General features: G+C 68.9%; 27 protein-coding genes. 11 read left to right on the top strand and 16 right to left on the bottom strand.

What is annotated here, in order from left to right; genetic code table 11:
- Positions 1-10: 10 nt before the first annotated feature.
- Genes paaC through paaA form a run of 3 tightly spaced genes read right to left on the bottom strand, consistent with a single transcriptional unit; the run spans position 11 to position 2,181 of the window.
- The gene (paaC, locus tag AC5RUP_RS11325) at positions 11-838 is read right to left on the bottom strand and encodes a 1,2-phenylacetyl-CoA epoxidase subunit PaaC (protein WP_494153601.1); all 828 of its coding nucleotides are present in this window, start codon (positions 836-838) and stop codon (positions 11-13) included.
- On the bottom strand, positions 835-1,164 hold the full coding sequence (gene paaB, locus AC5RUP_RS11320; protein WP_494092855.1) for a 1,2-phenylacetyl-CoA epoxidase subunit PaaB: 330 nt from the start codon (positions 1,162-1,164) through the stop codon (positions 835-837). Before paaB ends, paaC begins: the two co-directional genes overlap by 4 nt.
- A gap of 24 nt (positions 1,165-1,188) precedes the next feature.
- Positions 1,189-2,181, bottom strand: coding sequence for a 1,2-phenylacetyl-CoA epoxidase subunit PaaA (gene paaA, locus AC5RUP_RS11315; protein WP_494064845.1), 993 nt, complete (start codon positions 2,179-2,181; stop codon positions 1,189-1,191).
- 296 nt (positions 2,182-2,477) lie between these two features.
- On the opposite strand from paaA, the gene AC5RUP_RS11310 reads away from it, so the two are divergent.
- The 6 genes from AC5RUP_RS11310 to AC5RUP_RS11285 all read left to right on the top strand — a co-directional run bounded on the left by AC5RUP_RS11310 (position 2,478) and on the right by AC5RUP_RS11285 (position 8,931).
- Positions 2,478-4,670, top strand: a complete 2,193-nt coding sequence (locus AC5RUP_RS11310; RefSeq protein ID WP_494153600.1) for a S9 family peptidase — start codon at positions 2,478-2,480, stop codon at positions 4,668-4,670.
- A gap of 88 nt (positions 4,671-4,758) precedes the next feature.
- Complete coding sequence (locus AC5RUP_RS11305) at positions 4,759-5,262, top strand: hotdog fold thioesterase (protein ID WP_494091920.1); 504 nt, start codon at positions 4,759-4,761, stop codon at positions 5,260-5,262.
- A 78-nt stretch (positions 5,263-5,340) separates the two neighbouring features.
- Complete coding sequence (gene paaK, locus AC5RUP_RS11300) at positions 5,341-6,678, top strand: phenylacetate--CoA ligase PaaK (RefSeq protein WP_494064848.1); 1,338 nt, start codon at positions 5,341-5,343, stop codon at positions 6,676-6,678.
- Positions 6,679-6,764: 86 nt separating this feature from the next.
- The gene (locus tag AC5RUP_RS11295; RefSeq protein WP_494064849.1) at positions 6,765-7,394 is read left to right on the top strand and encodes a TetR/AcrR family transcriptional regulator; all 630 of its coding nucleotides are present in this window, start codon (positions 6,765-6,767) and stop codon (positions 7,392-7,394) included.
- Between the two features lie 131 nt (positions 7,395-7,525).
- Complete coding sequence (locus AC5RUP_RS11290; RefSeq protein ID WP_494091923.1) at positions 7,526-8,182, top strand: nicotinamide mononucleotide transporter; 657 nt, start codon at positions 7,526-7,528, stop codon at positions 8,180-8,182.
- A gap of 35 nt (positions 8,183-8,217) precedes the next feature.
- Entirely contained in the window at positions 8,218-8,931 is a 714-nt protein-coding gene (locus tag AC5RUP_RS11285; protein ID WP_494153599.1) for a nicotinamide mononucleotide transporter, read from the top strand.
- On the opposite strand, the gene paaZ is transcribed toward AC5RUP_RS11285, so the two are convergent.
- The 6 genes from paaZ to AC5RUP_RS11255 all read right to left on the bottom strand — a co-directional run bounded on the left by paaZ (position 8,912) and on the right by AC5RUP_RS11255 (position 15,460).
- Positions 8,912-10,981: a phenylacetic acid degradation bifunctional protein PaaZ gene (paaZ, locus tag AC5RUP_RS11280; RefSeq protein WP_494153598.1), complete on the bottom strand. Its 2,070-nt coding sequence runs from the start codon at positions 10,979-10,981 to the stop codon at positions 8,912-8,914. The two genes, AC5RUP_RS11285 and paaZ, sit on opposite strands and share 20 nt — an antisense overlap.
- Before the next feature lie 160 nt (positions 10,982-11,141).
- Entirely contained in the window at positions 11,142-11,840 is a 699-nt protein-coding gene (locus AC5RUP_RS11275; protein WP_494153597.1) for a tyrosine-protein phosphatase, read from the bottom strand.
- 23 nt (positions 11,841-11,863) lie between these two features.
- Complete coding sequence (locus AC5RUP_RS11270) at positions 11,864-12,727, bottom strand: 3-hydroxyacyl-CoA dehydrogenase family protein (protein ID WP_494151008.1); 864 nt, start codon at positions 12,725-12,727, stop codon at positions 11,864-11,866.
- 5 nt (positions 12,728-12,732) lie between these two features.
- Positions 12,733-13,596 carry an enoyl-CoA hydratase/isomerase family protein gene (locus AC5RUP_RS11265; protein WP_494153596.1) on the bottom strand — a complete coding sequence of 288 codons (864 nt, stop codon included), beginning with the start codon at positions 13,594-13,596 and terminating at the stop codon, positions 12,733-12,735.
- Positions 13,596-14,807 carry a thiolase family protein gene (locus tag AC5RUP_RS11260; protein WP_494153595.1) on the bottom strand — a complete coding sequence of 404 codons (1,212 nt, stop codon included), beginning with the start codon at positions 14,805-14,807 and terminating at the stop codon, positions 13,596-13,598. The genes AC5RUP_RS11265 and AC5RUP_RS11260 overlap by 1 nt, the downstream gene beginning before the upstream one ends.
- 176 nt (positions 14,808-14,983) lie before the next feature.
- Complete coding sequence (locus AC5RUP_RS11255; RefSeq protein ID WP_494153594.1) at positions 14,984-15,460, bottom strand: SRPBCC family protein; 477 nt, start codon at positions 15,458-15,460, stop codon at positions 14,984-14,986.
- Between the two features lie 170 nt (positions 15,461-15,630).
- Here AC5RUP_RS11255 and AC5RUP_RS11250 point away from each other — a divergent pair, with 170 nt between their 5' ends.
- From AC5RUP_RS11250 to AC5RUP_RS11240, 3 genes are all read left to right on the top strand, one after another.
- Positions 15,631-16,581 carry a 1,4-dihydroxy-2-naphthoyl-CoA synthase gene (locus tag AC5RUP_RS11250; RefSeq protein ID WP_494153603.1) on the top strand — a complete coding sequence of 317 codons (951 nt, stop codon included), beginning with the start codon at positions 15,631-15,633 and terminating at the stop codon, positions 16,579-16,581.
- 9 nt (positions 16,582-16,590) lie between these two features.
- Positions 16,591-17,748, top strand: a complete 1,158-nt coding sequence (locus AC5RUP_RS11245) for an AMP-binding protein (RefSeq protein ID WP_494158555.1) — start codon at positions 16,591-16,593, stop codon at positions 17,746-17,748.
- Positions 17,749-17,870: 122 nt separating this feature from the next.
- Complete coding sequence (locus AC5RUP_RS11240; protein ID WP_494064857.1) at positions 17,871-18,752, top strand: 1,4-dihydroxy-2-naphthoate polyprenyltransferase; 882 nt, start codon at positions 17,871-17,873, stop codon at positions 18,750-18,752.
- A gap of 86 nt (positions 18,753-18,838) precedes the next feature.
- On the opposite strand, the gene AC5RUP_RS11235 is transcribed toward AC5RUP_RS11240, so the two are convergent.
- Entirely contained in the window at positions 18,839-19,186 is a 348-nt protein-coding gene (locus tag AC5RUP_RS11235) for a DUF4229 domain-containing protein (protein WP_494154922.1), read from the bottom strand.
- A gap of 86 nt (positions 19,187-19,272) precedes the next feature.
- Here AC5RUP_RS11235 and AC5RUP_RS11230 point away from each other — a divergent pair, with 86 nt between their 5' ends.
- Complete coding sequence (locus tag AC5RUP_RS11230) at positions 19,273-19,689, top strand: PLD nuclease N-terminal domain-containing protein (RefSeq protein WP_494092052.1); 417 nt, start codon at positions 19,273-19,275, stop codon at positions 19,687-19,689.
- Positions 19,690-19,823: 134 nt separating this feature from the next.
- Here AC5RUP_RS11230 and ccsB read toward each other — a convergent pair whose 3' ends face one another.
- The 5 genes from ccsB to AC5RUP_RS11205 all read right to left on the bottom strand — a co-directional run bounded on the left by ccsB (position 19,824) and on the right by AC5RUP_RS11205 (position 24,764).
- Positions 19,824-20,870, bottom strand: coding sequence for a c-type cytochrome biogenesis protein CcsB (gene ccsB / locus AC5RUP_RS11225; protein WP_494158554.1), 1,047 nt, complete (start codon positions 20,868-20,870; stop codon positions 19,824-19,826).
- A 14-nt stretch (positions 20,871-20,884) separates the two neighbouring features.
- Complete coding sequence (resB, locus tag AC5RUP_RS11220; protein ID WP_494154116.1) at positions 20,885-22,468, bottom strand: cytochrome c biogenesis protein ResB; 1,584 nt, start codon at positions 22,466-22,468, stop codon at positions 20,885-20,887.
- A gap of 173 nt (positions 22,469-22,641) precedes the next feature.
- Entirely contained in the window at positions 22,642-23,430 is a 789-nt protein-coding gene (locus AC5RUP_RS11215; RefSeq protein WP_494000626.1) for a cytochrome c biogenesis CcdA family protein, read from the bottom strand.
- A gap of 2 nt (positions 23,431-23,432) precedes the next feature.
- Complete coding sequence (locus AC5RUP_RS11210; RefSeq protein ID WP_494000627.1) at positions 23,433-24,047, bottom strand: TlpA family protein disulfide reductase; 615 nt, start codon at positions 24,045-24,047, stop codon at positions 23,433-23,435.
- A 54-nt stretch (positions 24,048-24,101) separates the two neighbouring features.
- Positions 24,102-24,764: a histidine phosphatase family protein gene (locus AC5RUP_RS11205; protein WP_494154114.1), complete on the bottom strand. Its 663-nt coding sequence runs from the start codon at positions 24,762-24,764 to the stop codon at positions 24,102-24,104.
- Between the two features lie 237 nt (positions 24,765-25,001).
- On the opposite strand from AC5RUP_RS11205, the gene AC5RUP_RS11200 reads away from it, so the two are divergent.
- On the top strand, positions 25,002-25,823 hold the full coding sequence (locus tag AC5RUP_RS11200; RefSeq protein WP_494154115.1) for a hypothetical protein: 822 nt from the start codon (positions 25,002-25,004) through the stop codon (positions 25,821-25,823).
- Positions 25,824-25,875: 52 nt separating this feature from the next.
- Here AC5RUP_RS11200 and AC5RUP_RS11195 read toward each other — a convergent pair whose 3' ends face one another.
- Positions 25,876-26,553 (bottom strand): redox-sensing transcriptional repressor Rex, encoded by a 678-nt coding sequence (locus tag AC5RUP_RS11195; RefSeq protein WP_494064864.1) that lies wholly within the window; start codon positions 26,551-26,553, stop codon positions 25,876-25,878.
- Between the last annotated feature and the right edge of the window lie 156 nt (positions 26,554-26,709).

Here is a 26,709-nt window from a genome sequence, read left to right as displayed (position 1 = left end):
GCCGGCCTGGTTACCAGGTGGCGCCGGGGTGTTCGCGGGCGAGTACCTGCATCTCAGCCAGCAGGTAGCCCAGGTGTTCACTGTGTTTGACGCGGGTCTTGTCCGTCATGGCGGGCTGGACGTCCGGGACCTCCAGGGTCGCCTCCGCGAAGACTCCCGCGATGAAGGCGTCGAAGCCTTCGCGCAGTTCCGAGGGCCGCACCGCGATGCCGGGCAGCCGGTCGATCAGCTCATCGTCCAGGAACAGCTGCTCCACGTACGGCCAGATGGAGAGGAAGCCGGCGGCGATGCGCCGGTGCGACTCTTCCGTGCCGTCGCCCAGGCGCAGCGTCCACTGGGCGGCGTGGTCGCGGTGGTAGTCCACTTCCTTCAGCGCCTTGGCCGCGATGGCCGCCAGGGTCTCGTCCTGGGAGTCGACCAGCCGCGAGTACAGCTCGTGCTGGTAGGTGGCGATGACCAACTGGCGGGCGATGGTCCTGCCGAAGTCGCCGTTGGGCTGTTCGACGAGGTAGCTGGAGCGGAATTCGTTCTCCCCGCGCCAGTAGGCCAGGTCGTCTTCGGACTTGCCCCAGGCGGAGCCGGCGTAGGTCAGGAACGACCGGGCGTGGCCGATCTGGTCCAGCGCGATGTTGGCGAGCGCGACGTCCTCTTCCAGCTCGGGTGCGCGGGAGATCCACCAGCCCAGCCGCTGGGCCAGGATCAGGGCGTCGTCGCCGAGGCGCAACGCGTACTCGCCGACGTCGTGGCTGGCCTTGGTGCCTTCGGTCACCTGCGCGGCGATGTCCTCCGGGCGCAGGGCGTTGCCCGGCGTGATCCGGGTGGCGCTTTCGCCGCTCACAGGTGCTTCACCCCTTCGCTCTTGGTGTAGTACGTGGCATGGCGGTAATCCTTGCCCTTGGGCGATTCGAAGAATTCGCCCTTCGCGTCAGGATCGCTGGCCACGATGGCCGACGCCGGCACCACCCAGAGCGAGATGCCTTCGTTGCGCCTGGTGTAAAGATCCCGCGCGTTGCGCACGGCCATCTCGGCGTCCGGGGCGTGCAGCGAACCGGCGTGCACGTGGGACAGCCCGCGCGAGGAGCGGACGAATACTTCCCACAGCGGCCAGGGCTGCTTGTCGGACGACGCGGCTTCCGCCGTCGCCGTGTCCACGGGTCGGGCCATTGCGGTCTGGTCTCCAGTTGCCATTCAGGCCACCTGTGCTTTCTGTGCCTTCTTGTCCGCGTAGGCGGCTGCTGCTTCGCGCACCCAGGCGCCGTTCTCGTGTGCCTCGCGGCGGCGCTCCATCCGCTGCGCGTTGCAGGGGCCGCGGCCGGCGAGGACTTCGTAGAATTCGTCCCAGTTGAGTTCACCGTGCTCCCACATGCCGGTTTCCTCGTTGTAGCGGATCTTGTCATCGGGCAGGGTCAGGCCCAGGACCTTGACCTGTTCCTGGATCATTCCCACGAACCGCGAGCGCAGCTCGTCGTTGGTAAACCGCTTGATGTTCCAGGCCATCGACTGCTGCGAGTTCGGGGAGTCGGTGTCCGTGGGGCCGAACATCATCAGCGCCGGGGCGTAGAACCGGTTGACCGCGTCCTGGGCCATCTGCTTCTGCTCCGGGGTGCCGTTGGCCAGTTCCAGCAGGATCTCGAAGCCCTGCCGCTGGTGGAAGGACTCTTCCTTGCAGATCCGCACCATCGCCCGGCCGTAGGGGCCGTAAGAGGCCCGGCACAGCGGCACCTGGTTGGCGATCGCGGCGCCGTCGACGAGCCAACCGATGGCGCCCATGTCCGCCCAGCTGTTGGCCGGGTAGTTGAAGATCGAGGAGTACTTGGCCTTGCCCTCGAGCAGCTGCTGGTTGAGGACGTGCCGGGGCGTGCCCAGGGTCTCGGTGGCGGAGTAGAGGTACAAGCCGTGGCCGGCTTCGTCCTGCACCTTGGCCATCAGGATGGCCTTGCGCTTCAGGCTGGGCGCGCGGGTAATCCAGTTCGCCTCCGGCTGCATGCCGATGATCTCGGAGTGCGCGTGCTGGGACATCTGCCGGACCAGCGTCTTGCGGTACTTCTCCGGCATCCAGTCGGCCGGCTCGATCCGGGAATCCTCGGCAATGATCTTGTCAAAGTAGGCCTTCCCGGCCTCGTCCTCGGGGGACGGCACGGCGTGCAACTGGGAGTCGCCGGCCTGTGTCTGCGTTGCCACGATGGTCACCTCACTGTACGAAATCCGGCCGCGAAATAATTACCGACCGTTCGTTCAGGATATAGCGCATTTTCCGTAACCGTCAAGGCCAAGGGCGGCCGTCGGGGATCAAGCGGGATGAACTTCCGGCGCCCGCGGGCGGGTGGGCGGATCGGGCCGCCGCTGACCCCGCCACCCGGGGCGGCGGGAAACGCGGGGCCGGGCGGGAGCAGCCCCGTTTCCCGGCCACTGTTCCGCCGCTTCCACCCTCAGCCGAACCCGTCCGGCGGGGCGGGCGGGCTCTATATATTGGTGGCATGACGCACAGCCCCGCCGAAACCGTCCCCGCCCCCTCCCCCGCGGCACTGCCGGAACCACCGTCGCCCCGCAAGGTTCCCGTCGAGCGCTCCCACCACGGCGACGTCTTCGTGGACAACTATGAGTGGCTGCGGGACAAGGAGAGCCCGGAGGTGGTCGCGCACCTGGAGGCGGAGAACGCCTACACGGCGGCGGTCACCGGGCACCAGCAGCCGTTGCGCGAGGCCATTTTCGCCGAGATCAAGAACCGCACCCAGGAAACGGACCTGTCGGTTCCGGTCCGCAAGGACGGCTGGTGGTACTACGGCCGGATGGAAGAGGGCAAGCAGTACGGCATCCAGTGCCGGGTCCGGGCCGCGGACACCGGCGACCGGGCAGCCGACTGGACTCCCCCGCAGGTCGACTCCGGCCGGCCCGTGCCCGGCGAGCAGGTGCTGCTGGACGGCAATGCCGAAGCCGAGGGCAAGCCGTTCTTTTCGCTGGGCGGCTCTGCCGTGACCCGAGACGGAAGCCTCTACGCCTACGCCGCCGACTTCGCCGGCGACGAGCGCTTCACCCTGAGGATCAAGGACCTGGACACCGGCGACCTGTTGGACGACGTCGTGGAGAACGTCTTCTACTCGTTGGCGTTCGATCCCGACGGCAGCCGCGTGTTCTACACCGTGGTCGATGAGTCCTGGCGCCCGTTCCAGATCAAGGCGCACACCATCGGCACGCCGGCGGCCTCCGACGTCGTGATTTACCAGGAAGACGACCCGGCCATGTGGATGGGGTTCGAACTCTCCTCCGACCGCCGGCACCTGGTGATCGGGATCGGCTGCTCCGAATACTCCGAGACGCGCCTGCTGGACTTCTCCGCCCCGGAAGCCGGGCTGCGGACGCTCATCCCGCGCAGCGAGCGGGTGCTGTACGACGCCGAGCCGTTCCTGCTGGACGGTGCCCACAAGGTGCTGCTGACCCACAACAAGGACGCGGTGAACTCGATGGTCTCGCTGGCCGACCTCGCGGAGTTCTCCAAGCCCTTGGCCGAGCAGCACTGGGACACCGTGGTGGAGCACGACGACGCCGTGCGGGTCAACGGGGCCGGGGTCACCGCCACCCATATGGTCCTGTCCATCCGCCAGGACACCATCGAGCGCGTGCAGGTGCTGCCCCTGGCCGGTTTGGGGACGGCCGCGCAGGCAGCCCCGGCGGAGCCGGCGTTCGACGAGGAATTGTTCACCGCCGGCGTCGGCGGTTCCGACTACGAGGCACCGGTGATCCGGCTGGCCTACACCTCGTTCCTGACGCCGCCGCGGATCTACGACTACGAGCTGGCCACCGGCACGCTGCACCTGCGCAAGGAAACGCCGGTGCTCGGCGGCTACGACCCGGCGGACTACGTGGCCGGGCGGGAGTGGGCGGCCGCGCCGGACGGCACGAGGATTCCGCTGTCGGTGGTCCGCAAGGCCTCGGTGCGGCGTGACGGCAGCAACCCGGCGCTGGTCTACGCCTACGGCAGCTACGAGGTCAGCATGGACCCGGCGTTCAGCACCGCGCGGCTGTCGCTGCTGGACCGCGGCGTGGTCTACGTGGTCGCGCACGTCCGCGGCGGCGGCGAGATGGGCCGGCACTGGTACGACGACGGCAAGAAACTGCGCAAGAAGAACACCTTCACGGACTTCGTCGCCGCCACCGACTGGCTGGCGGCCTCCGGCTGGGCGGATCCGGGACGGATCGCGGCCATGGGCGGCTCCGCCGGCGGGCTGCTGATGGGCGCCGTCGCCAACCTGGCGCCGGAGAAGTATGCGGCGATCGTGGCGCAGGTGCCCTTCGTCGACGCGCTGACCTCGATCCTGGACCCGGACCTGCCGCTGTCGGCGCTGGAATGGGAGGAATGGGGCAACCCGATCACGGACCCGGAGGTCTACGCGTACATGAAGTCGTACACCCCCTACGAGAATGTCCGGCCGGCCGCGTATCCGAAGATCGCTGCGGTCACCAGCTTCAACGACACCCGGGTGCTGTACGTGGAGCCGGCCAAGTGGGTGGCGGCCCTCCGGGAGGCCACAACGGGCACCGAACCGATCGTGCTCAAGACCGAGATGGACGCCGGCCACGGCGGCGCGTCCGGACGGTACGAGGCCTGGAAGGACCGGGCCTGGGATTACGCCTTCGCCCTCGACGCGATCGGCGCCACCGAGCCGGCCTGACCCGCCCGGCGTTCCCCGTCCGCCTTGACTTGAATCACAAATCAGGATTACCTAATGAACATTCGGTAATGAACAGCGAGGGGCTTCCATGACGGACATCGGCGTCGACACTTCCCGGAACAATCCGGCGGAAAGCAACGAGCTTCAGCCGGGCGAACGGCCCGTGCACCCGGCCTTCGTCAACGACCGGGCCGCACGCTGGATGGGTGTGGAAGTCGTGAAGGCGGAGTTTGGCGACGTCGTGATCGAGATGCGGCTGCGCGAAGAGATGCTCAACGGCTTCGGCATGGCGCAGGGCGGCATGGTGTTCGCGTTCGCCGACGTGGCCTTCGCGCTGGCCTGCAACGACCCCGACGGCGACGGCAGCACCCTCACGGTGGCCTCCGGCGTCGACGTCAATTTCCTCAACCCGGGATTCGCCGGCCGGCTGCTGACCGCGACCGCCCGGCTGGTCAACCAGACCGGGCGGAGCGGCCTGTACGACATCACCGTCACCCAGGAGAATCCGGACGGCGGTGCCGACGTCCTGCTCGAATTCCGCGGCCGTTCCCGCACCGTCCCCAACCCCGCCCGCAACCAGCGAAAGCCCTGACTGCGCCGCAGCTCCGACAGCGACGCCCCCAGCCTTCACCGACAGCACTGCCCAAACCCGCATTAAAGGACCGTTCCCATGACGACCACCACCGGTACGAAAGCCCGCAAGACCACTCCCGCCGCCGAGGACACCCTCGACCCGGAGGAGCTGATGAGCCGGGACGAGCTGGAAGCCCTCCAGCTGAAGCGCCTGCAGCACACGGTCGCCTACGCCTATGAGCGCGTGCCCATGTACAAGCAGAAGTTCGACGACGCCGGCGTGCGCCCGGAGGACCTCAAGGAACTGTCCGACCTGGCCAAGTTCCCCTACACGGACAAGGAAGACCTGCGCCGGTCGTACCCGTTCGGCATGTTTGCCGTGCCGCAGCAGGAAGTGGCCCGGATCCACGCCTCCTCGGGCACCACCGGCCGCGCCACCGTGGTGGGCTACACCCGCCGGGACATCCAGAACTGGGAGACGCTGTTCGCGCGCTCCATCCGCGCCTCCGGCGTCAAGAAGGGCTGGAAGGTCCACAATGCCTACGGCTACGGCCTGTTCACCGGCGGCCTCGGGGCACATTACGGCGCGGAGAAGCTGGGCTGCACCGTCATCCCGATGTCCGGCGGCCAGACCGAAAAGCAGATCCAGCTGATCCAGGACTTCGAACCGGACGCCATTCTCTGCACCCCCACCTACCTGCTCACCATCGTGGACGCGATGGAGCACGCCGGCGTCGATCCCGCCAAGACGTCGCTGAAGGTCGCGGTGCTCGGCGCCGAGCCGTGGACCGATGAGATGCGCCACGAGCTGGAGGGCAAGCTGGACATCGACGCGTGCGACATCTACGGCCTCTCCGAGGTCATGGGCCCCGGTGTCGCCGGCGAATGCGTGGACTACAAGGACGGCTCCACCATCTGGGAGGACCACTTCCGGCCGGAAGTGATCGATCCGCTCACCGACCGCGTGCTGGGTGACAACGAGTCCGGCGAGCTGGTGTTCACGTCGCTGACCAAGGAAGCCATGCCGGTGATCCGCTACCGCACGCACGACCTCACCCGGCTGCTGCCCGGCACCGGGAGGCCGAACATGCGCCGCATCGGCCGGATCACCGGGCGCTCGGACGACATGATCATCCTGCGCGGGGTGAACCTCTTCCCCACCCAGATCGAGGAGATCGCCCTGCGCATCCCCGGCCTGAGCCCGCACTTCCAGCTGGAGATCAGCCGGCCGCACCGGATGGACGAGCTGACCGTCAAGATCGAACGCCGCGAAGACTGCACCGCCGCCAAGGCCACCGAAGCGGCCCGGGAGCTGCAGCGCCAGATCAAGATCCACGTCGGCTCCAGCTGCAAGATCGTGGTCGCCGACCCCGGCACCCTCGCCCGGTCCAGCGGCAAGCTGCGCCGGGTCTACGACCTGCGCGACAACGCCTGACGGATGTGGGAACGGCGGGCGGCAGCAGGCCTGTGCAGGCGCCGCCCGCCGCATAACTGACCTAACGGTCGTGGGAGAATAGCACAATGGCGAAAACAAGGACCCAGGAGACCGCCCGCCGCGGCCGCCCCGGCTACGACCAGCAGTCGGTGCTGAACGTCGCCGTCGCCGTGTTCAACAAGCACGGTTACGAGGCAACCTCCATGGGCATCCTCGCCGAGAACCTGGGCATCTCCAAGAGCGCCATCTACCACCACGTTCCGTCCAAGGGCGACCTGCTGCGCCTGGCCCTTGATGAGGCGCTGGGCAGCCTGGAAGCCGTGCTCGAAAACCCGTCGGCTTCCGCCGGCCGGGCGGATGCGCGCCTGGAGTTCGTGCTCCGCGGCACCGTCCAGGTCCTGTGCGAAAAACTGCCCTACGTCACCCTGCTGCTGCGCCTGCGCGGCAACACCGAGATCGAACGCGACGCGCTGGACCGCCGGCGCGCGTTCGACCACAAGGTGGCGGACCTGGTGGACGCCGCCCGGGCCGAGGGCTCCCTGCGCGGGGACATCGACCCGAGGACCACAACCAGGCTGCTGTTCGGCACGATCAACTCTATCGTCGAGTGGTACAAACCGGGCGGATCGCTGTCCCCGCAGAAGCTCGCCGACGACCTGATCGCCATGATGTTCGACGGCCTCCACCTGCCTGCCGCGGCCCGCGTCATCGCCTGACTCCCGGCGGCAGGGCCGGCCGCACCAACGCGGATCCACGGCCGCCAGACGGAGCCGACATACCTGCTGAATTCGCCGTCCTCCCCTGCTAGGCTGACCTCACCATTCGATGTTATGGGGACGTGATCGATATGGATGGGGAGTTCGGGTGGGTCTCGGCGCTCAGCATGGCGCTCACGATCGCCGCCATTGTCCTGTTCGCCTACCGCGTGCCGTGGGCCTGGTTGCTGCCGGTGGCCGCAACCGCCGTGCTGCTGGCCACCGGAATCCCCTACGGCCGGCTGAACACCAGCACCGTTTTTGTGCTGGCCGCGGCCCTTTACGGCCTGTGGAAATGGACCCAGTACCGGCGGGAAGGCGTCCACGTCCCGCTCCGCTCCGCCCACGGGCGTGAGTGGGGCATCGGCGCGGGGCTGTTGCTGCTGCTGTTCCTGCTCAACGGGTTCGCCGGCGTCACCCCGGTTGCCGAGATCGGACCCCTGTACCTCTTCAACGCCCTGCTGGCCGCACTCCCGGCCGTCATGTACCTGGGCTTCGCCCACGGCATCCTGCAGTCGTGGTGGCTGGGCGTCGCGCTCTCGCTGTCCACCATGTTCCTCTCCGCCATCCGCGACGCTCCGGTCTGGGTCTCCCTGTACGGTGCGATAGCGGCAGGCCTCCAAATCTTCGGTTACCTGGGCTGGCAGGCGGCCTTGCGGCGGCCGGTGCGGAGCAAACACCGGCTGGCGCCGACGCGGCCCGGCCGTCCGGCCGCTCCCGGTCCTGGCACAGCGGGACGGGCCGTGTAACGAGCTAAGGGGAGGGCGGCGGCATGGACTGGCTCATGGCCTTGAAGGTCCTGGACGGTCCCGCCGGCGCGCTGGTTTCCGTGGGCTACCTGCAGGCCTCGGTGGGCCTGCTGACGGTCTTCCTGTTCGGGCTCCACTCCCGCTGGGCCTGGCCCGTGCTGCTGGTGCAGGAGGCCCTGGTCTTCCTGCTGCTGCTCACGCCGGCTTTCGACGGCGGCGGGTTCTTCGTCGATGCCTCGATAGGCGTGGCGCTGCTGCTGCCCTGCTACGGCGCGTGGCGCTGGCGTGCCGCCTCCCCGCCCCTTGCACCGGGTGCGGCCGGCCCGGCGGTGTGGGTGCACCGGGCAACGGGACGAACCTGGGCGGTGGCCGTGCTGGTCCTCGTCGCCGCCACGGTTGTTTTCGCGGCCAGCGACATTCAGGCCGGCTTTCCCCTGGAGGGCGGCCTGCTGACCGTCCTCCTGCTCCAGGCGTTCTACGCCGCGGTGATGACGGTGGTGCATCTGGGTTTGGCGCACCGGATCTACGAGGCCTGGTGGCTGTGGCTGGCTTTTGCCGTGGTGCAGCTGGCCACGTCGCTGGTATTTCCCAGCCAGCCGACGCCGCAGCTGCTGTATGGCGCCACCGTGCTGCTGGTGCTGTTCGCCTTCTGGCGTTGGCACACGGTGGTGTTCCTGCCCGTCCCCGGGGCCCGGGCCGCCGGGGACGCGGCAGGAGGAGGAGCTCCGGCTACTTCTCCACCAGTGTGAGCACGTCGTAGGTCGCGACGATCTCGTCGTTCTGGTTGGTCAGCACCGCATCCCAGGCGACCTCGCCGTACTCGTCCGTCTCGCGCGGGGTGATGCGCTTGGCCGTGAGTGTCACCCGGATCGAGTCGCCGGCAGCCACCGGTGTGATGAAGCGCAGGTTCTCCAGGCCGTAGTTCGCCAGCACCGGTCCCGGTGCCGGCTCCACGAACAGCCCGGCACCCCAGGCGAGCAGCAGGTAACCGTGCGCCACAATGCCGGGGAAGAACGGGTTGGCGGCGGCTGCCTCCTGGTTGGTGTGCGCGTAGAAGGTGTCGCCGGTTTCGTTGGCGAACGCGGTGATGTCCTCCAGCGTGACCTGGCGGAGCTCCGAGCGGATGGCGTCGCCGATCCGCAGCTTGGCCAGGTTCTTGCGGAACGGGTGCACGTCGTCGAAATACTGGTCGGCACCGGTATGCCACACGCCGGTCACGGCGGTGAGCATGTTCGGCGAACCCTGGATGGCGGTGCGCTGCATGTGGTGCAGCACGGAGCGGATCCCGCCCAATTCCTCGCCGCCGCCGGCGCGGCCCGGTCCGCCGTGGACCAGGTGCGGCACGGGGGAACCGTGGCCGGTGGACGTCTTGGCGTCTTCGCGGTTGAGCACCAGCACGCGGCCGTGGTGGGCGGCGATCCCGGTCACCAGCACGCGGGCGGCCTCGGGGTCGTTGGTGGCGACGGTGGCCACCAGGGAACCGGAGCCCTTGGCGGCCAGCCGGACGGCGTCGTCCAAATCCTCGTAACCGATGACGGAGGACACCGGGCCGAAGGCTTCCAGCGAATGCACGGCGTCGGCCTCGGCATCGGCCCAGGTCAGCAGCACCGGCGACATGAAGGCGCCCTCGGAGTCGCCCACGGTCCCGTCGGCGCGGGTGACCTGCGGCGAATCGAGCGTGCCGTAGGCGAGCTCGCCGCCGCCGTCGATCATGGCCTGGACGGCTGCGCGGACGTCGTCGAGCTGCTCCACCGAGGCCAGCGCACCCATGGTGACGCCTTCGGCCCTCGGATCGCCGACGACGACGCGCTGTTCGATCCGGGCGCGCACGGCGTCGGCGACGTCCTGCATGCGGTCCTTGGGGACGATGGCGCGGCGGATCGAGGTGCACTTCTGGCCCGCCTTGGCCGTCATTTCGGTGACCAGCGACTTGATGTACGCATCGAACTCCGGAGTGCCCGGCACCGCGTCGGGCCCGAGGATCGCGGCGTTGAGCGAATCCGCCTCGGCGGTAAACCGGATGCCGCCCTCGGCCACGTTCCGGTGGGACTTCAGCACGTTGGCCGTCGAGGCAGAGCCGGTGAAGGCGACGGCGTCGCGGTAGTCCAGGTGGTCCAGCAGGTCACGGGCGGAACCGGAGACCAGCTGCAGGGAACCGGCCGGAAGGATGTTGGATTCGATGATCAGCTTGACCGCGGCCGCGGCGACGTAGCCGGTGGGGGTGGCGGGCTTGACGATGGTCGGCACGCCGGCGATGAAGGCCGGAGCAAACTTCTCCAGCATGCCCCACACCGGGAAGTTGAAGGCGTTAATCTGCACGGCCACGCCCGGGATCCGGGTGTAGATGTGCTGGCCCATGAAGGAGCCGTCCTTGGAGAGCACCTCGGCGGGCCCGTCGACGACCACCTGGGAGTTCGGCAGTTCGCGCCGCCCCTTGGAACCGAAGGTGAACAGCACGCCGATGCCGCCGTCGATATCGATCATGTTGTCGATCTTGGTGGCACCGGTGCGGTGCGAGACCTCGTACAGCCCCTCGCGCCGCGCGTTCAGGTACTGGGCCAGCTCCTTGAGCTTGAGCGCGCGCTGGTGGAAGGTCAGCCGGCCCAGCGAGGCCTGGCCGACGGTGCGGCCATGTTCGATGGCAGCGGCGAGGTCGAGTCCGTCGGTACTGACCCGGGCGAGCACGGCGCCGGTACTGGCATCGCGGACCTCGGTGCCGGACACATCGCCCTCGGGGGTCCACCAGGCATCCTGGATGTAGCTGGGAACAATTTCGACATCAACGGCGGTAGAGGTCATCGTTGACAGCCCTTTCTTCGCCCGGCCCCGGCGCTGGCGCAGGATGGGACGGGACATAAAATACTGAACGGTCGGTCGGTAACGTATCCAGCCTACATGACAGCCGCAGCCGGCACAGCCCCCTTTTTCGGTGACCGCGCGGCGCCGTCCGCCGCAGGATTCAGGCGAGCCGGCGGCGGAGCGCGTCGACGTCGGCGGGCGTCAGGCCATGGCGCAGCAGGAACGGCTCAACCTCCAGCTGGGCCAAGACCTGCAGCAAAGACCCGCGCATCTCCGCCACCCGGGCCTCCAGTTCGTCGCCGCCAACGTACCGCTCCACCGGATGCGGGTAGGGGCTGACCCGGTGCCAGTCGTTGATGCCGCGGATGCCCAGCTCGTGTGCGTCGGCGATCCGCTCGGCCGGGACACCCGCGAGCTGCAGCAGCATCATACAGACCATGCCCGTGCGGTCCCGGCCGGCGGAGCAATGGACGACGACGGCGCCCTCCGCGTGCGCCAGGGTGCGGAACACCTCGGCGATCAGGTGCGGGAAGACCCGCACGTTGTCCAGGTAGAAACGCGGGTGGTTCATGTACGGGGCGCTGTTGGCGAACTTCGCGTGCCCGGGCTCTTCGGTCGGCCGGTTGAGCACCGTGAAGTTGTCCAGCGCCCCGGCCGGCACCACCGGATCGGTCGGCCGGCGCGAGCGCTCGCCCGGGTTCCGCAGGTCCACGATGGTGCGCACACCGTCGTCGTACGCCTGCTGCCAGCCCGCGGCGGTCAGCCATTCGGCGCGGCCCATCCGGAAGATGTCCCCCGCCACCCTGCGGGCGTTGACCGCGCCTTCCCAGGCAACAGGACCGGGCTGTTCGGACGACATTCCAGCAGCCTACCGCCGGGCGGCTAGTCCTCCCAGTCGAAGAAACCCTTGCCGGACTTGCGGCCGAGCTCGCCGCGGGCCACCTTGTCGCGGAGGATCTGCGGCGGGGCAAATCGGTCCCCGAGCGTGGAATGGAGGTATTCGGCAATGCCGAGGCGGACATCCAGCCCCACGATGTCGGTAGTTTTGAGCGGGCCGACCGGGTGCTTGTAGCCCAGCACCATCGCGGCGTCGATGTCCGCCGCGGATGCCACGCCCTCTTCCACCATGCGCATGGCTTCCAGGGCGATGGCCACCCCCAGCCGGGAGGACGCGAACCCGGGCGCGTCGTTGACGACGACGGCGGTCTTCCGCAGTGCCTCGACCCAGCTTCTGGAGGCGGCGGCGAGCTCTTCCGAGGTCTTCGGGGCCAGCACCACCTCGACCAGCTGGGAGGCCGGGACCGGGTTGAAGAAGTGCAGGCCGCAGAAGTTCGCCGGGCGCTGCAACTGGTCGGCCAGCTTGGCGATGGACAGCGAGGACGTGTTCGTCGCCAGCCAGGCCGTCGGGGACAGTTGGGCCTCGACGGCCTTCAGCGCGGTGGCCTTCAGCTCGAAGTCTTCCGGCACCGCTTCCACCACCAGCCCGCACGTCGCGAACGAACCGTAGTCGACGGAGACCGACAGCCGGGATTTGAGCGTGTCCAGGGGTTCGGTGACCGTGCCGCGCTCCACGCTCTTGGCCAGGGCCCCTGTCACGCGCTCGCGGGCGGCCTCGGCGGCGGCCTCGTCACGCTCCACCACGACGACGTCGGCTCCCGCCGTCAGGAACGCGTGGGCGATGCCGGCGCCCATGCGCCCGCCGCCGAGGACACCGACGTTGTTGGGAATAGTCTGCACGGAATTCATCTCGCTCACTTCGATCCTTGCTGCTCTGCGGCGCCGGGGCTTCGGACGGCGTCCCCGTCCGGGGCGGCGGCAGCCGTCGTGACCGCACTGCGGGCAGCGCTCTTGGCCGCGCTCTTGTCTAGGAATGCCTGCATCCGGTCGAACTTGGCCTGCGACTCGAACAGGATGCCTTGGGCGATGGTGTCGATCATCGGGTGCGCCTCGCGCGGGGTATGGAACACCGACTTGGTGATGCGGACCGCCAGCGGATCCTGCTTGCCGATCCGGTCCGCCAGCGCATGCGCGGCGTCGAGGAGCGCGGCCGGCTCATGGATCTCGGTGACGAGGCGGGCCGCGAGCGCTTCTTCGGCGTCCAGGATGCGGCCAGCCAACAAAATCTCCTTGGCCAGCGGCTCGCCCACCAGTTCCTTCAGGCGCCAAGTGGCCCCCGCGGCGGCCATGATGCCCAGCCCGACCTCGGGCTGCCCGATCTTCACCGAAGGCGTGGCGATGCGGAAGTCGGCGGCGTAGGCCAGCTCCGCGCCGCCGCCCAGCGCGAAGCCGTCGAGGGCCGCGATGACCGGCATCGGCAGCTGCGCAATGCGGTGGAATACCGTGGAATTGATGCCCGCCAACGCGTCATCACGACGGCGTTCGCGCAGCTGGGAGATGTCCGCACCGGACGCGAATATCCCCTTGCCGTTGACTTCGGTGCCGGACAGGATCAGGATCCTGGGCTCCCGTTCCAGGACGGCGCAGACGGCATGCAGTTCGTCCACCATGGCCTGGTCGATGGCGTTGCGGACTTCCGGCCGGTTCAGCGCGAGGTGGACGCGGTCCTCCCGCTCGTCCAGCCGCAGCGTGCTGAAGGAGTAGTCGTCGAAGAGCATCAGACCCGCTCAACGATCATGGAGGTGCCCTGGCCGACGCCCACGCACATGGTGGCCAGGCCGCGCTGTGCGCCTTCGCGCTCCATCCGGCCCAGCAGGGTTACCACCAGGCGCGACCCGCTGGAACCGAGCGGGTGCCCCAGGGCGATGGCGCCGCCGTCGTTGTTCACAATGCCCTGGTCCAGCTTCAGGTCGCGTAGCACGGCGAGCGACTGGGTGGCGAAGGCCTCGTTGAGCTCCACGGCGCCGAGATCGTCGATGCTCCAGCCGGCGCGGTCCAGCACCTTGCGGGTAGCCGGCACCGGCCCGATGCCCATGATCTCCGGCGCGACGCCGGCCGAGGCACCGTCGACGATGCGGGCGCGCGGGGTCAGGCCGAACTTCTTGACGGCGGCCTCGGAGGCGACCACGATGGCCGAGGCGCCGTCGTTGAGCGAACTCGAGTTGCCGGCGGTCACCACGCCGTCCGCGCGGTTGATGGGCTTCAGGCTGGCCAGGACCTCGAGGGTGGTGCCGGGGCGGGGTCCCTCGTCGGTGTCGACGACGGTGTCGCCCTTGCGCCCCTTGACCGTCACCGGGACGATTTCTTCCTTGAGCCGGCCGCCCTCGATGGCGGCGATGGCCCGCTGGTGGGACTGCGCGGCGAAGGCGTCGGCTTCCTCGCGGGAAATGCCATAGACGTCGGCGACTTCCTCGGCGGTTTCCGGCATGGAATAGGTCATCTTGCCGTCGCGGCTGAGGTCGCCGCTGGCGAAGCGCTTGTTGACGAAGCGCCAGCCGATGGAGGTATCGAAGATCTCGCCCGGCTTGGCGAAGGCCTTGCCCGGCTTCTCCTGCACCCAGGGTGCGCGGCTCATCGATTCGACGCCGCCCGCGATGACGATGTCCGCGGCGCCGGCCTTGATCATGTGCGAGGCCTGGATGATGGCGCTCAGGCCGGAGGCGCACAGCCGGTTAACGGTGATGCCGGGAACGTGGTCGCCGTAGCCCGCCAGCAGCCAGGCCATGCGGGCCACGTTGCGGTTTTCCTCGCCCGCCCCGTTGGCGTTGCCGAGGATGACCTCCTCGACGGCATCCGGATCGATGCCTGCCCGGATCACGGCTTCCTTGACGACCAGCGCCGCCAGGTCGTCGGGACGGACCGCCGAGAGCGCCCCTCCGTAGCGGCCAACCGGGGTCCGCGCCCCGCCAATCAGGAATGCCTCAGCCATAGAAATAATCCCTCGCGCTTGATCGTTCAACGGTGACGATGAGCGGTCGCTTCGGCTGCCGCAGGCGACTAAAATTACCGACCGACCGTTCTATAAAGAATCCCACGCGGCCGCGGAGGGGTCAACTGCCGTGACGCAGAAGGTCCGAGGCAGCGCCCCGACGGAACCCGGCCGGCTTAACCGGCGGCGGATTCGTCCCGGCCCTCGGCCTTGGCGGCAATCTCTTCCAGGTCTTTGGCCATCTGCTTGCGCGCCACGCGCAGTCCCAGCTTTCCGAAGAGCGCCATCATCAGCCTCGAAAGCTTTCCCGGATTCTCCAGCTCGGCCCCGAAGAACATGGCCAGCCGGGTGCCACCGTCCGCGGGCGTGAGCGTGAACCTCGTGGTGTAGTCGGCGCCGTTCGATGCCGCCTTGACCGTCGTCGATGCCGGCGCGTCGACGTCCGCCACCCACATCTCCTCGGTGGCTTCCTTGCCCATCATCTTGCGGGTTTCGCGCCACCGGAAGCCCTCGGCGTAGTCGCCGGGCGTCAGGATCTCGACCCGCGTCACGGAGCTCAGCGTCCGGGCGGAGCCGGGGATGTCGGTGATCACGCGCCACACGGCGTCGACCGGTGCGTTGACGTGCCGGACTATTTCAAGGTGATGGCCCACGGTCGCCCTTTCGGAAGGAGTCAGGTTTCGAACAGCCTAGTGGAGGGGCAGCTCCCGGCCCAGCCGCGGAACGGCAACGATAAACTCGAAGGGTGACTTCCGAGAGCCCCGCCCCAGCCAGTACCGCCAACACTACCGCCGGCCACGCCGGAGCCCCGGCGCAGCCTGCCCTGCCGGAGAAGGTGTCCGACCGCTTCGACCCGACGCGGTGGCGCGTGGTGGAAGGCTTCGACTTCCAGGACATGACCTACCACCGCCAGGTGGAGCGCGACGCGAGCGGCAACGTGGTGCGCGACCTGCCGGCGGTGCGCATCGCGTTCAACCGGCCGGAAGTGCGCAACGCCTTCCGCCCCGGCACCGTGGACGAGCTGTACCGCGCCATGGACCACGCCAGGATGACGCCGGACGTGGCCACCGTGCTGCTCACCGGCAACGGCCCCTCGCCCAAGGACGGCGGCCACTCGTTCTGTTCCGGCGGCGACCAGCGCATCCGCGGCCGCGACGGTTACCGGTACCCGGTGGAGAACGCGGCCGGCGAGTCGGCTGAATTCATCGACCCGGCCCGCGCCGGCCGGCTGCACATCCTGGAAGTCCAGCGGTTGATGCGGACCATGCCCAAGGTGGTCATCGCCGTCGTCAACGGCTGGGCCGCGGGCGGCGGGCATTCCCTGCACGTGGTGTCCGACCTGACCATCGCCTCCCGGCAGCACGGCAAGTTCAAGCAGACCGATGCCACGGTCGGCAGCTTCGACGCCGGCTACGGCTCGGCGCTGCTGGCGCGGCAGATCGGCCAGAAGGCCGCCCGCGAGATCTTTTTCCTGGCGCGGGAGTACTCGGCCGAGGACATGGTCCGGATGGGCGCCGTCAACGAGGCGGTGGACCACGAGCGGCTCGAGGAGGTGGCGCTGGAATACGCGGCGGACATTGCCCGGCAGTCCCCGCAGGCCATCCGGATGCTGAAGTTCGCGTTCAACCTGGCCGACGACGGACTGGCCGGCCAGCAGGTCTTCGCCGGTGAAGCCACCCGCCTGGCGTACATGACGGACGAGGCCGTCGAGGGCAAGGAAGCTTTCCTGGCCAAGCGCGACCCCGACTGGTCGTCGTTCCCCTACTACTTCTAGGGCGGCGGCATGGACATCCAGCCGGCGCTGGCAGCGCTGACCGCGGCGCTGGGCGGCGAGGGCCCCGCCGTCGAACTCGCCCCGGACGGCACCCCGGTGCCGGTCGCCTCCCCCGGACTGGTCCCCGGGACCGCCGCCGTCGTCCGGACCTCGGGGTCCACCGGCACGCCCAAGGCCACCATGCTCGGGATCGATGCGCTGGCCGCGTCGTCGATGGGCACGGCCCTGCGGCTGGGCGGCGAGGGGCAGTGGCTGCTGACGCTCGCGCCGAACTATGTGGCCGGCCTGCAGGTTCTGGTCCGCTCCCTCTACGCCGGCACCCGGCCCCGGGCGATGGACCTGTCCGGCGGGTTCACCGCCCGCGCGTTCACCGACACGGCAGCCGCCCTGACCGACCGGTTCCGGATCACGTCGCTGGTGCCCACCCAGCTGCACCGGCTGCTCGCCGCGGCGGAGCCCGAAACGCTCAAGGCGCTGCGCCGGTTCGATGCCATCCTGCTCGGCGGCGCCCGGATGCCGGAGGCGCTGCGGGCGGAGGCGGCCAAACACTCGCTGAAGATCGTGCGCACGTACGGCATGAGCGAGACCTGCGGCGGCTGCGTGTACGACGGCGTCCCGCTCCAAGGGGTCACCCTGCGGCTGGAGCGAGGCCGGGTGCTGATCGGCGGCGACGTGGTTGCCGGCGGCTACCTGGACAACCCGCAGCTGACCGACGCGCATTTCAGCGCGTCCGGCGGCACGCGCTGGTTCCGCACCGAGGACCTCGCCGAGCTGGACGACGCCGGCGCGCTGACCGTCATCGGGCGCGCGGACGACGTGCTGATCACCGGCGGCGTCAAGGTGTCCGCGGCGGCCGTCGCGGAGGTAATCGAGGGCCTGCCGGACGTCCAAGCCGCGCTGGTGGCGGGCATCGACGATCCCGAATGGGGCACCAAGGTGTGCGCCGCCGTCGTGGGCTCCGCCGCGGAGGCGGACATCGAGGCGCGGGTCCGCCGGGCGCTGGGCTCCCCCGCCGTCCCGCGCCACCTGGTCCGCCTCGAAGCGCTGCCGCTGCTGCCCAACGGCAAGCCGGACCGGCTGGCCGTGGCCGATCTCCTGCGCCGTGCGGCGGCGGAGGCCGCCGGCCGCGACCGCGGCTCCCGTGGCGGGAAACCGCCGGCGCCGTGACATCTGCCACTCCTGCGGCGACGGCTGCACGGGCCCTCCGCTTCCATGGGCGAGAATAGACCGGTGCTGCGGCTGCCCGCAGCCAACGATGCATGAACCCCCACAGGTAAGGACTCTCCACAGTGGCTACAGCCGGGCAATGGTTCGAAGGGGCACGGCCCCGCACCCTCCCGATGGCGGTCGCTCCGGTGATCATCGGCAGCGCGGCCGCCTACGACCTGGGTTCCTTCCGGCCGCTGCATGCCCTCCTCGCGGCGCTCATCGCGGTCCTGTTCCAGGTGGGCGTGAACTACGCGAACGACTATTCGGACGGCGTCCGCGGCACCGATGATGTTCGGGTGGGCCCGCTGCGGTTGACCGGGTCCGGGCTGGCCAAGCCGAAAGCGGTGAAGGCCGCCGCGTTCGCCAGCTTTGGGCTGGCCATGGTGGCGGGGCTCGCGCTGATCATCCTGTCGCAGACCTGGCCGCTGCTGCTGGTGGGCGTGGGCTGCGTGATCGCCGCCTGGGGATACACCGGCGGCAACAACCCCTACGGCTACCGGGGGCTGGGCGAAGTGTACGTATTCCTGTTCTTCGGCATTGTGGCCACCATGGGGACCACCTACACGCAGGCCCTGCAGGTCAGCTGGCCGTCCTTCCTCGGCGCGGTCGGGACCGGCCTCATCGCCACCGCACTGCTGATGGCCAACAACGTCCGCGACATCCCGACGGACCGCGAGGTGGGGAAACTGACGCTGGCCGTCCGGATGGGCGACGAGGCGGCGCGCGTCAGCTACGTCATGATGCTCGCGGTGGCGCTCCTGCTGCCGCTCATCATGGTCTACGACTTCCCGTGGATCCTGCTGGTGCTGCTGCTGGTGCCGGCGTGCCTGACGCCGAGCTGGCTGATGCTCAAGGGCAAGAAGCGCGAGAGCCTCATCCCGGTACTCAAGCAGACCGGGCTGATCAACCTCGGGTTCGCCACCGCCTTCGCGCTGGGCGTGGTGCTGAGCCGGCTATCGTAGCCGGCCGGTAGCCACGCTGTGGCGGCTCGCCGGAAGCCGCGGAAGCCCCGGTCGCCTGGCCGGGTGCCGTCCGGACTGAAGCTAAGTCAGCCCCGGTCCCCGGGCCGGGTGCCGTCCGGCTTCTGCCCGGAGTCCCGGGTCCTGCGGTAGGAGTCCACGTTCAGTTCGCCGTGCTGATCGACGGCGGCGTCCTCGGCCAGCGCGTCCGAAATTTCCGTGGAGGTCCTCGGTGCCTTGGCGCCGGCGGAGAACCGGCGCGCCAGTGCCGCCCCCGCTTCGTCCCTCATCTTGCGGAAGAACAGGTACGTGATGCACCAGCCCATGATCGCTGCAGCGAGGGCCGAGTAGACGACACCCAGCCTCAAAAAGAGGCAGATGACAAAGATGACGGCCATGATGCCGAGACGCAGGGCGCTGAATTTCCAAAAAGCCACGCCTCAAGTTTACGCTGCGCGCGAGATCGACCGGACGGTCCCACAATTCCTCAGCCCCCGGCTTAACGCTCACCTACAATTGATTCATGGTCCGTCTCTATGTCCTGCTCGCGGTACTGGCCCTCGCGGTGGTGATCTATGCCCTCATCGAGTGCATCCGGTCGCGGCCGCATGAGGTGCGCAGTATCTCAAAACCGGGATGGATCCTCACGATCATCCTGGTGCCCCTGATCGGAGCCCTAATGTGGTTCGTATGGGGCCGGCCCAGGTCGGGCGGCCGGCAGGCCCAGCAGGCTCCCCGCCCCGTGGCCCCGGACGATGACATCGCCTTCCTGCGCACGCTCGATGCGCAGCGCCGCGCCAAGCAGCGTGAAGAGGAACTGAACCGCAAGGAGCAGGAGCTCAAGAAGCGCGAGGACCCCAAGCACGGCGGCGGGGACAAGCCCGCGGCCCATGACGACCGCCAGTTGAGCGAAGACGACCCGGAGAACGGTCCCCGCTAGGCGCCCGCCAACCGGACGCCGGCGTCCGGCTCCCGCCAGTCCCCGGACCCGAAGAAGGCCCGCCGCCCCGATGGGGCGGCGGGCCTTCTGTTGATTCGGGGCCGCGGGCCTTCGGCCGATCCTGCCGGCCTGTCCTAGACCCCGGCGTAGCTGTGCAGGCCGGCGAAGAAGACGTTCACGATCGTGAAGTTGAAGACCACGCACAGGTAACCGACGATGGACAGCCAGGCGGCGCGGGTACCGGTCCAGCCGCGGGTGGCGCGGGCGTGCAGGTACCCGGCGTACACCACCCAGATGACGAAGGTCCACACTTCCTTGGTGTCCCACCCCCAGTAGCGGCCCCAGGCCTGTTCGGCCCAGATCGCGCCGAGCACCAGCGTGAAGGTCCAGAACACGAAGCCCACGGCGTTGAGCCGGTAGGCCGCGTTCTCCAGTGTCAGTGCCGAGGGAGCCAGCCGCATGAAGGCCAGCTTGTCCGCCTTGCCGGCGCGGCCGCGGGCCTCGCGTTTCGCTTGCACGAGCTGCAGCACGGACATGGCGAACGTCAGCGTGAACAGCGCCGAGGCGAGCACGGCGACCGAGACGTGGATGATCAGCCAGTAGCTTTGCAGGGCGGGCACGAGGTGGGCCACCGGCGTCGGGAAACCGATGGACGCGGCGATCAGCATGATGACCACAAGGCCGATCACGAACGAGCCGAGGAAGCGAAGGTCCTTGCGGGTCAGCGCAATCAGGTAGACCACTGCCACCATCAGCGCACCCGTGGTGCAGAACTCGTACATGTTGCCCCACGGCACGCGGTGGGCGGCCAGGCCCCGGGTCAGCACGCCGGCGGCCAGGATGACGGTAGCCAGCACGCTCAGGGCCACGCCGATCCGGGCGGCGGCACGGCGTTCCTTGCCGTAGTTCATCGAGTCGGCGGCCATCTCGACGCCGGCGCCGGCGCCCGCGCCGGCTGCCCTCCCGCCCGCAGCTGTCGACGCCGCACCGGCGGCACCGACGAGCACGCCCTGCTCGGCCGCGTCGTGCCCGGCAGCCAGCCGGTCTTCCACCGCCTTGATGGTCTTGCTGGATGTCACCAGGTCCCAGCAAAAGGCGATGAAGGCGACGGTGAAGGCCATCGCACCGAGCAGGATGAACAGCTCGCTGTACTGGGCCATGGTCTGGTCAATCGTGGGCATGGGAAGAGATGTCCTTAGTGGTTGTCAACGCCGGCGGCGCTCTTGCTATTGTGCGCCCCGGGGGCGGCATCCGTCAGCCACTGGGTGCGGAGGAGTTTGCTGATGGCGGCCGCTTCCGGGGCCAGCCGGTGGTCCTCGCCGCGGGCCAGCAGGCCCCATTCGACCATGGTGCGGCCGTCCTCGTGGGTGCCGGCCCGCACCCAGACGCGGCGGCGGCCGATGAACAGGGAGGCGCCCAGACCGGCCAGGGCCAGCGAGGAGAACACGAGGGCGCCGACCTTGCCGGGATCATGGTGGATGTCCAGCGCCGCATAGCGGACGAGGCCGTCGAACGTGACGCTGCCCATCCCGTTGGGCAGTTCCGCCGTTTCGTAGGCGGCGAGTTCGATGCCCCCGTCCTCCTGGTTGCGGTCGTTGAGGACGGTCAGCTCGGTGGTGTCCAGGACGTAGACGTTCTTGGGGTCGCCGTTGTCCAGGCCCAGGTCCCCGTAATAGGAGTTCAGGTACAGCCGCGGGTTCATGGGATCTGGGTCGCTGCCGTAGGCCACGCCGTCCTCGCCCTCCATCGCGGTCGGCAGGAAGAACCCCACGAAGCCCAACTGTTCCGGCTGCGCGTCCGGCGCCTTGATCACCAGCGTGGAGGTGTAGGCGCCGTCGTTCGGGATGGCGATGACGGGGCCCTGATGGGCGATGTTGCCCTCGCCGTCCCGGACGGTCACGACCGGCGCGTAGCCGTTGCCCATGAGGTACACGTTCGTTCCGCCGAGGGTGAGCGGGTGGTTGATTTTCAGCACCTGCTGTTCCTCGGGCGCCCCCGGCTCGTCGCGCACGGTCAGCGTGGCGGTGAAGTCGAGCGGCTGGCCGTAGTGGGTCGGTGATTCCCGGTCGAAGACCACATCGAACTCGTCGAGGCGCATGGAGAACGGCTCCAGCCGGTCCTCGGTAAACCCGGTTCCCGGGTTGAAGTTGTCGTAGCCGATGAGCGAATTCACGAACGTTTCGCCCTCGACCAGGATCCGCTGGCCGGTGTAGCCGAACTGCCCGCCGATGGCGACCGACACCAGCACGCCGATCAGCGAGGTGTGGAAGACCAGGTTGCCGATTTCCTTGGCGAAGCCGCGCTCCGCTCCCACGGAGGGCCGGTCGGTGTCCGCGTCGCGCACATCCACCCGGTAGCCGCGGCGCTTCAGCAGGCGGGCGGCGTCTTCGACGGCAGAGCGGGCGGAAACGCCGGCGTCCGCGGGGACCGCCATGGACCCGTACTCGGGCAGCCGAGACAACCGGCGGGGAGTCCTGGGCGGCTGCGATCGCATGGCCTTGTAGTGCTGGATGGCGCGCGGGATGACGCAGCCGATCAGCGACAGGAAGAGCAGCAGGTAGATGGCGGAGAACCACACCGAGGAGTAGACGTCGAAGAGCTGGAAGCGGTCCAGCCACGGCCCGACCTCGGGGTTGTCCGCAATGTACTGGGTCACGACGGCGGGGTTGGCAGGGCGCTGTGGGAACAGCGAGCCGGGCACCGCGGCCACGGCCAGCAGCAGCAGCAGGAACAGCGCGGTGCGCATGCTCGTCAGCTGAGTCCATGCCCAGCGCAGCATGCCGACGAAACCCAGCGCGGGGACGGCAACGTCGTCCCGGCCGCGGTTGCGTTTCCGGTCGTTGGCGGGCCGGCGGTCCTTCACGGTCGGGCCGCCGCCGTCCGTGCCCGGTCCGGCCTCTGCGGGGGCACCGGCTTCGTCGTGGCGTCCAGCGCCTTCGGGTGTCTGACTCATCAGATCGGGAGCCTCACTTCATTTGCAAACCAGTCCTGCAATTGCGTCACCCAGTCTCCCCACAGCCCGCTGGCCATCAGCAGGCCCAAAACCACCAGCATGGCGCCGCCGGCCCGCTGCAGGAACAACCGGTGCCGGCGGAAGAACGCCATGGCGCCCATCCCCCGCCGCACGCCGAGCGCGATCAGCAGGAACGGAACCCCCAGCCCCAGGCAGTACACGAAGGCCAGGAACGCACCCTTGGCCGCGTCGGCGCCGCCCGAGTAGGCCAGCGCCTGCACGGCCGAGAAGGTGGGGCCGATGCAGGGCGCCCAGCCCAGGCCGAACGTCATGCCGAGGACCGGTGCCCCCCACAGCCCGGCCGGCGGCCGCGACTGGATCTTGCGGTCCCGCTGGAAGTAGGACAGCCCGCCCATGAAGATGATGCCCATGGCGACGACGACGACGCCCAGCACCTGGGTGACCCAGCCGGCTTCGCTTCCCTTCAGCCAGGCTCCGAGCTGGCCGAAGATCGCCCCGATGATCACGAAGACGATGGAAAAGCCCAACACGAACAAGCCGATGCCGGCGAACATCCGGCCGCGGCGCTGGCGTTCAAGATCCACGCCGGTCAGGCCGGTGACGTAGCCCAGGTAGCCGGGCACCAGCGGCAGCACGCACGGGGACAGGAAGGAGACCAGCCCGGCCAGCATGGCCACGGGGATTGCCAGCAGCACGGAGCCGTTGAGCACCGTGTCGCCGAAGGCGCCGCCCACAGTCATCGGCAGCGCGGCCGTCGCCCACCCCATTGTTAGGCGGCCACTGCGTCTTTGATCAGGGCCCGGAGCGTGCCCTTGTCCGCCACGCCCAGGATCCGGGCGGCGACGCGGCCCTCCTTGTCCAGCACCAGCGTGGTGGGGACGGCCTGCGGGGGCACGTAGGCGGTCATCGCCAGCAGGACGTCGCCGTTCTTGTCCATGAAGCTGGGATACGTCACCCCGAAGTTGCGCTCGAAGGCCTCTGCCGTGGGGCGCTCGTCCCGGATGTTGACGCCGTAGAACCGGGCGCCGTCGGCGAATTCCTCGCTCAGCGCCTGCAGGTCCGGAGCTTCCAGCCGGCAGGGCGCGCAGGAGGCGTACCAGAAGTTGAGGACGGTCACCTGGCCGGCCCAGTCGGCCGCATCGACGGTGGTGCCGTCGAAGAGCTTGGCGGTCAGCTGGACGGGTTCGCCGCGCGAGTCCGGCGCGTACTCGGTGACCGACCCGTCGCCGGCAATGTAGTTCTTGTTGTCGCCGGCGTTGGCCTGCTGGGCCAACGGATCCTCGACGGAACAGGCGGCGAGCGAGAGGGCGCCCAGCAGCCCCGCACCGACTTTGAACGCGGTACGGCGATTGAACGAACGGGGGTTATCGGCAGTCACAGTCACACTTTTCTTCGTGGGGTTGGGGGTGTCCCACTTCTACAACGCGTAGTAATTCTATTATGCTCCGGGCAGGTTCGCCGCACCGGGCAGCAGGTGGGCGCACGGCTCGGCGTAGCGCACCCCGGCGAGGCGGCCGCCGTCGAACTCCAGGGAAGTCACCGAGGCCAGCGTGCACTGGCGGCGGCGGGGATCATGCCAGAGCCGTTTGCCCTCGGAGGCCAGCCGGGTCACCCAGATGGGGAGCTGGTGGCTGACCAGGACCGCCTCGGCGCCCTCCCCGCCGCGTTCCACGGCTATCCGGCGGGCGTCGTCGATGGCCTTGCGCATCCGGGCGGCCTGCGCCGCGTACGGCTCCCCCCAGGACGGCCGGAAGGGATTGTAGAGGTGCGGCCAGTGCCGGGGCTGGTTCAGGTGCGAGCGGATGTCCGCCAGCCCCTCGAAGTGGTTCTCGGCTTCGATGATCCGCTCGTCGGTGACGATCTCGAGGTTGAGCGCCTTGGCGGTCGGGGCCGCGGTCTCCTGGGCCCGGGTCAACGGCGAGGCCACCAGGTAGCTGATCGTGGCGCCGTCGTCGCGGCGTTCGGAAAAGTAGCCGGCGGCACACTCGGCCATTTCCTGGCCCAGCGCCGACAGCCTGAAGCTCGGCAGCCTGCCGTACAGCACGCGGTCGGGGTTGTGGACCTCGCCGTGGCGGAGCAGGTGGACGATAGCTTCGGGCATGGGTACAAGTGTCTCAAACCGCCGGTGTTTGCCCAAAAGCCCCGCTGTCAGCCCGCGCGGGTGTAGGGTCTGGCCGCGGTGCGCCGCCCGGGAAGAAAATCATCCTTGAGGCCGACCGACACGGCGCTGGCCTGCATTGTAGTGTTGCCTTAACAGCTGCCAAGCACCTCTGCGGCCGGCGCGCAGGCCGGCCGCTCGGAGGGCGACCCGTGTGGATGAGATGAAAAGGAACCGGCCATGAGCACCCCAGAAAACGAACCGAACCAGCCCGGTGACGGGGAGGGCCGGCCCGGAGGCCAGGAACAGCCCCGGTACGGGCAGAACCTGCCGCAATACGGCCAGAACGCGCCCCAGCAGCCCGGTTCGGATCAGCCTCCCTACGGGCAAAACGCCCCGCAGTACGGACAGTACGGACAGTACGGGCAGAACCCGCCGCAGCCCGGGCAGCCATACGGACAGCAGCCGTACGGCCAAGGCCAGCAGGGACAGTCCCCGTACGGCCAGCAGTACGGGCAGCAGCCGTACGGCTACCAGAACGCCGTGCCCGGCCAGTACGGCTACCCCGGCGGGCAGGCGCAGACCGCTGCCAAGCCCACGGCGCCGCGCGAAGTCGTCATCGCCTTCTGGTTGATCATTGCCGCCGCCGTGATGACCGCCATTGAAATGCTGACGGAACTGGCGGACTTGGACGGCACCATGGCGACGGTGCTCAACGACCCGTCGGTCCGCGAGGCCCTGGGCGAGCAGGGCGGCCAGTTCTCCGACGCCGAGCTGGCGGAAATGATGAGCGGTACGGCAGGAGTGTTCATCGTCATCACCGCGGTGATCGCCGTCGGGCTGTACCTGATGGTGGCCTTCGGCGTGAAGGCGGGCAAGAACTGGGCCCGGATCACCGGCGCGGTGTTCGCCGCGCTGTCGCTGTTCGGACTCTTCAACATCTGGTTCGGCACCTTGTCCGTGCTGCTGGGCATCGCGGCGATCGTGCTGCTGTTCCTGCCGGCGTCGAACAGGTTCTTCCAGGCCACCAAGGCGCACAAGTTCGGCGTCTACGGCCGCTGACCGGAAGCGTGTTCCGGCCGCCTGGCGGCCGGAACACCGCGGGGCGCGGTGTTCAGCTGTGCTCCGTCGCCTGCGCCCGCTGCGCGTGGTAGGCCAGGATCTGCAGTTCGGTGGCCATGTCCACCTTCCGCAGCTGCACGGATGGCGGAACCTGCAGCACCGCGGGCGCGAAGCTGAGAATGCTCGTGACGCCGGCTTCGACGAGCCGATCACAGAGCCCCTGGGCAGCACCCGCGGGCACGGCCAGGACCGCCATGTTGGCGCCGGTCTGCCGCAGGATCAGTTCCAAGTCACCGATCGGGCTGACGCGCATCCCGGAGACCTCCGACCCGACGACCTGCGGATCCGCGTCGAAGAGCGCCACGACTCCGAACCCCTTGGTGGTGAATCCGGAGTAGCCGGCCAGGGCCCGGCCCAGGTTGCCGATGCCGACAATCGCGACTTTCCAGTCCTGGGTGAGCCCCAAGGCCGCCGCAATCTCCTGGCCGACCAGCCGCACGTCGTAGCCCACGCCGCGGGTACCGAACGACCCGAGGTAGGAAAGGTCCTTGCGCAGGGTGGGCGGGCTCACGCCGGCGGCCTCGGCCAGTTGCTCGGACGATATGCGTTCCGTGCCCTCGGACACCAGCGAATTCAGGGCCCGGAGGTAGATGGTCAGGCGTGCGAGCGCGGCCGGCGGGATCTCGTGGCCGGATGGCTTGGCAGCCTCGGTATCCGGGAGGTGGGTCACTGTTGTCGCTCCGATGCCTGCTGCGGGGCTCCGGCCGTGCCGTTTCCAGCCGTTCCGGGTCCTGGGTGCCGCCGGCGGCTGTCCAACCGCAGGCTTGTGTCTCCCCAAGATTAAGCTGCCCCGCGCCGCTCTCCAACTCCTGTGACGCCGGCCGGA

This window comes from Arthrobacter sp. Y3223151 (assembly GCF_059091125.1).
The sequence above is the reverse complement of the archived record's forward strand: the minus strand, read 5'-3'. Positions and strand labels throughout refer to the sequence as shown.

Bases quoted from the DNA above. Each gene is read 5' to 3' on its own strand.
- paaB (WP_494092855.1), bottom strand. From the start codon at position 1,164: ATGGCCCGACCCGTGGACACGGCGACGGCGGAAGCCGCGTCGTCCGAC.
- AC5RUP_RS11310 (WP_494153600.1), top strand. From the start codon at position 2,478: ATGACGCACAGCCCCGCCGAAACCGTCCCCGCCCCCTCCCCCGCGGCA.
- AC5RUP_RS11305 (WP_494091920.1), top strand. From the start codon at position 4,759: ATGACGGACATCGGCGTCGACACTTCCCGGAACAATCCGGCGGAAAGC.
- paaK (WP_494064848.1), top strand. From the start codon at position 5,341: ATGACGACCACCACCGGTACGAAAGCCCGCAAGACCACTCCCGCCGCC.
- AC5RUP_RS11295 (WP_494064849.1), top strand. From the start codon at position 6,765: ATGGCGAAAACAAGGACCCAGGAGACCGCCCGCCGCGGCCGCCCCGGC.
- AC5RUP_RS11290 (WP_494091923.1), top strand. From the start codon at position 7,526: ATGGATGGGGAGTTCGGGTGGGTCTCGGCGCTCAGCATGGCGCTCACG.
- AC5RUP_RS11285 (WP_494153599.1), top strand. From the start codon at position 8,218: ATGGCCTTGAAGGTCCTGGACGGTCCCGCCGGCGCGCTGGTTTCCGTG.
- paaZ (WP_494153598.1), bottom strand. From the start codon at position 10,981: ATGACCTCTACCGCCGTTGATGTCGAAATTGTTCCCAGCTACATCCAG.
- AC5RUP_RS11275 (WP_494153597.1), bottom strand. From the start codon at position 11,840: ATGTCGTCCGAACAGCCCGGTCCTGTTGCCTGGGAAGGCGCGGTCAAC.
- AC5RUP_RS11270 (WP_494151008.1), bottom strand. From the start codon at position 12,727: ATGAATTCCGTGCAGACTATTCCCAACAACGTCGGTGTCCTCGGCGGC.
- AC5RUP_RS11265 (WP_494153596.1), bottom strand. From the start codon at position 13,596: ATGCTCTTCGACGACTACTCCTTCAGCACGCTGCGGCTGGACGAGCGG.
- AC5RUP_RS11260 (WP_494153595.1), bottom strand. From the start codon at position 14,807: ATGGCTGAGGCATTCCTGATTGGCGGGGCGCGGACCCCGGTTGGCCGC.
- AC5RUP_RS11245 (WP_494158555.1), top strand. From the start codon at position 16,591: ATGGACATCCAGCCGGCGCTGGCAGCGCTGACCGCGGCGCTGGGCGGC.
- AC5RUP_RS11230 (WP_494092052.1), top strand. From the start codon at position 19,273: ATGGTCCGTCTCTATGTCCTGCTCGCGGTACTGGCCCTCGCGGTGGTG.
- ccsB (WP_494158554.1), bottom strand. From the start codon at position 20,870: ATGCCCACGATTGACCAGACCATGGCCCAGTACAGCGAGCTGTTCATC.
- resB (WP_494154116.1), bottom strand. From the start codon at position 22,468: ATGCTGCGCTGGGCATGGACTCAGCTGACGAGCATGCGCACCGCGCTG.
- AC5RUP_RS11215 (WP_494000626.1), bottom strand. From the start codon at position 23,430: ATGGGGTGGGCGACGGCCGCGCTGCCGATGACTGTGGGCGGCGCCTTC.
- AC5RUP_RS11205 (WP_494154114.1), bottom strand. From the start codon at position 24,764: ATGCCCGAAGCTATCGTCCACCTGCTCCGCCACGGCGAGGTCCACAAC.
- AC5RUP_RS11200 (WP_494154115.1), top strand. From the start codon at position 25,002: ATGAGCACCCCAGAAAACGAACCGAACCAGCCCGGTGACGGGGAGGGC.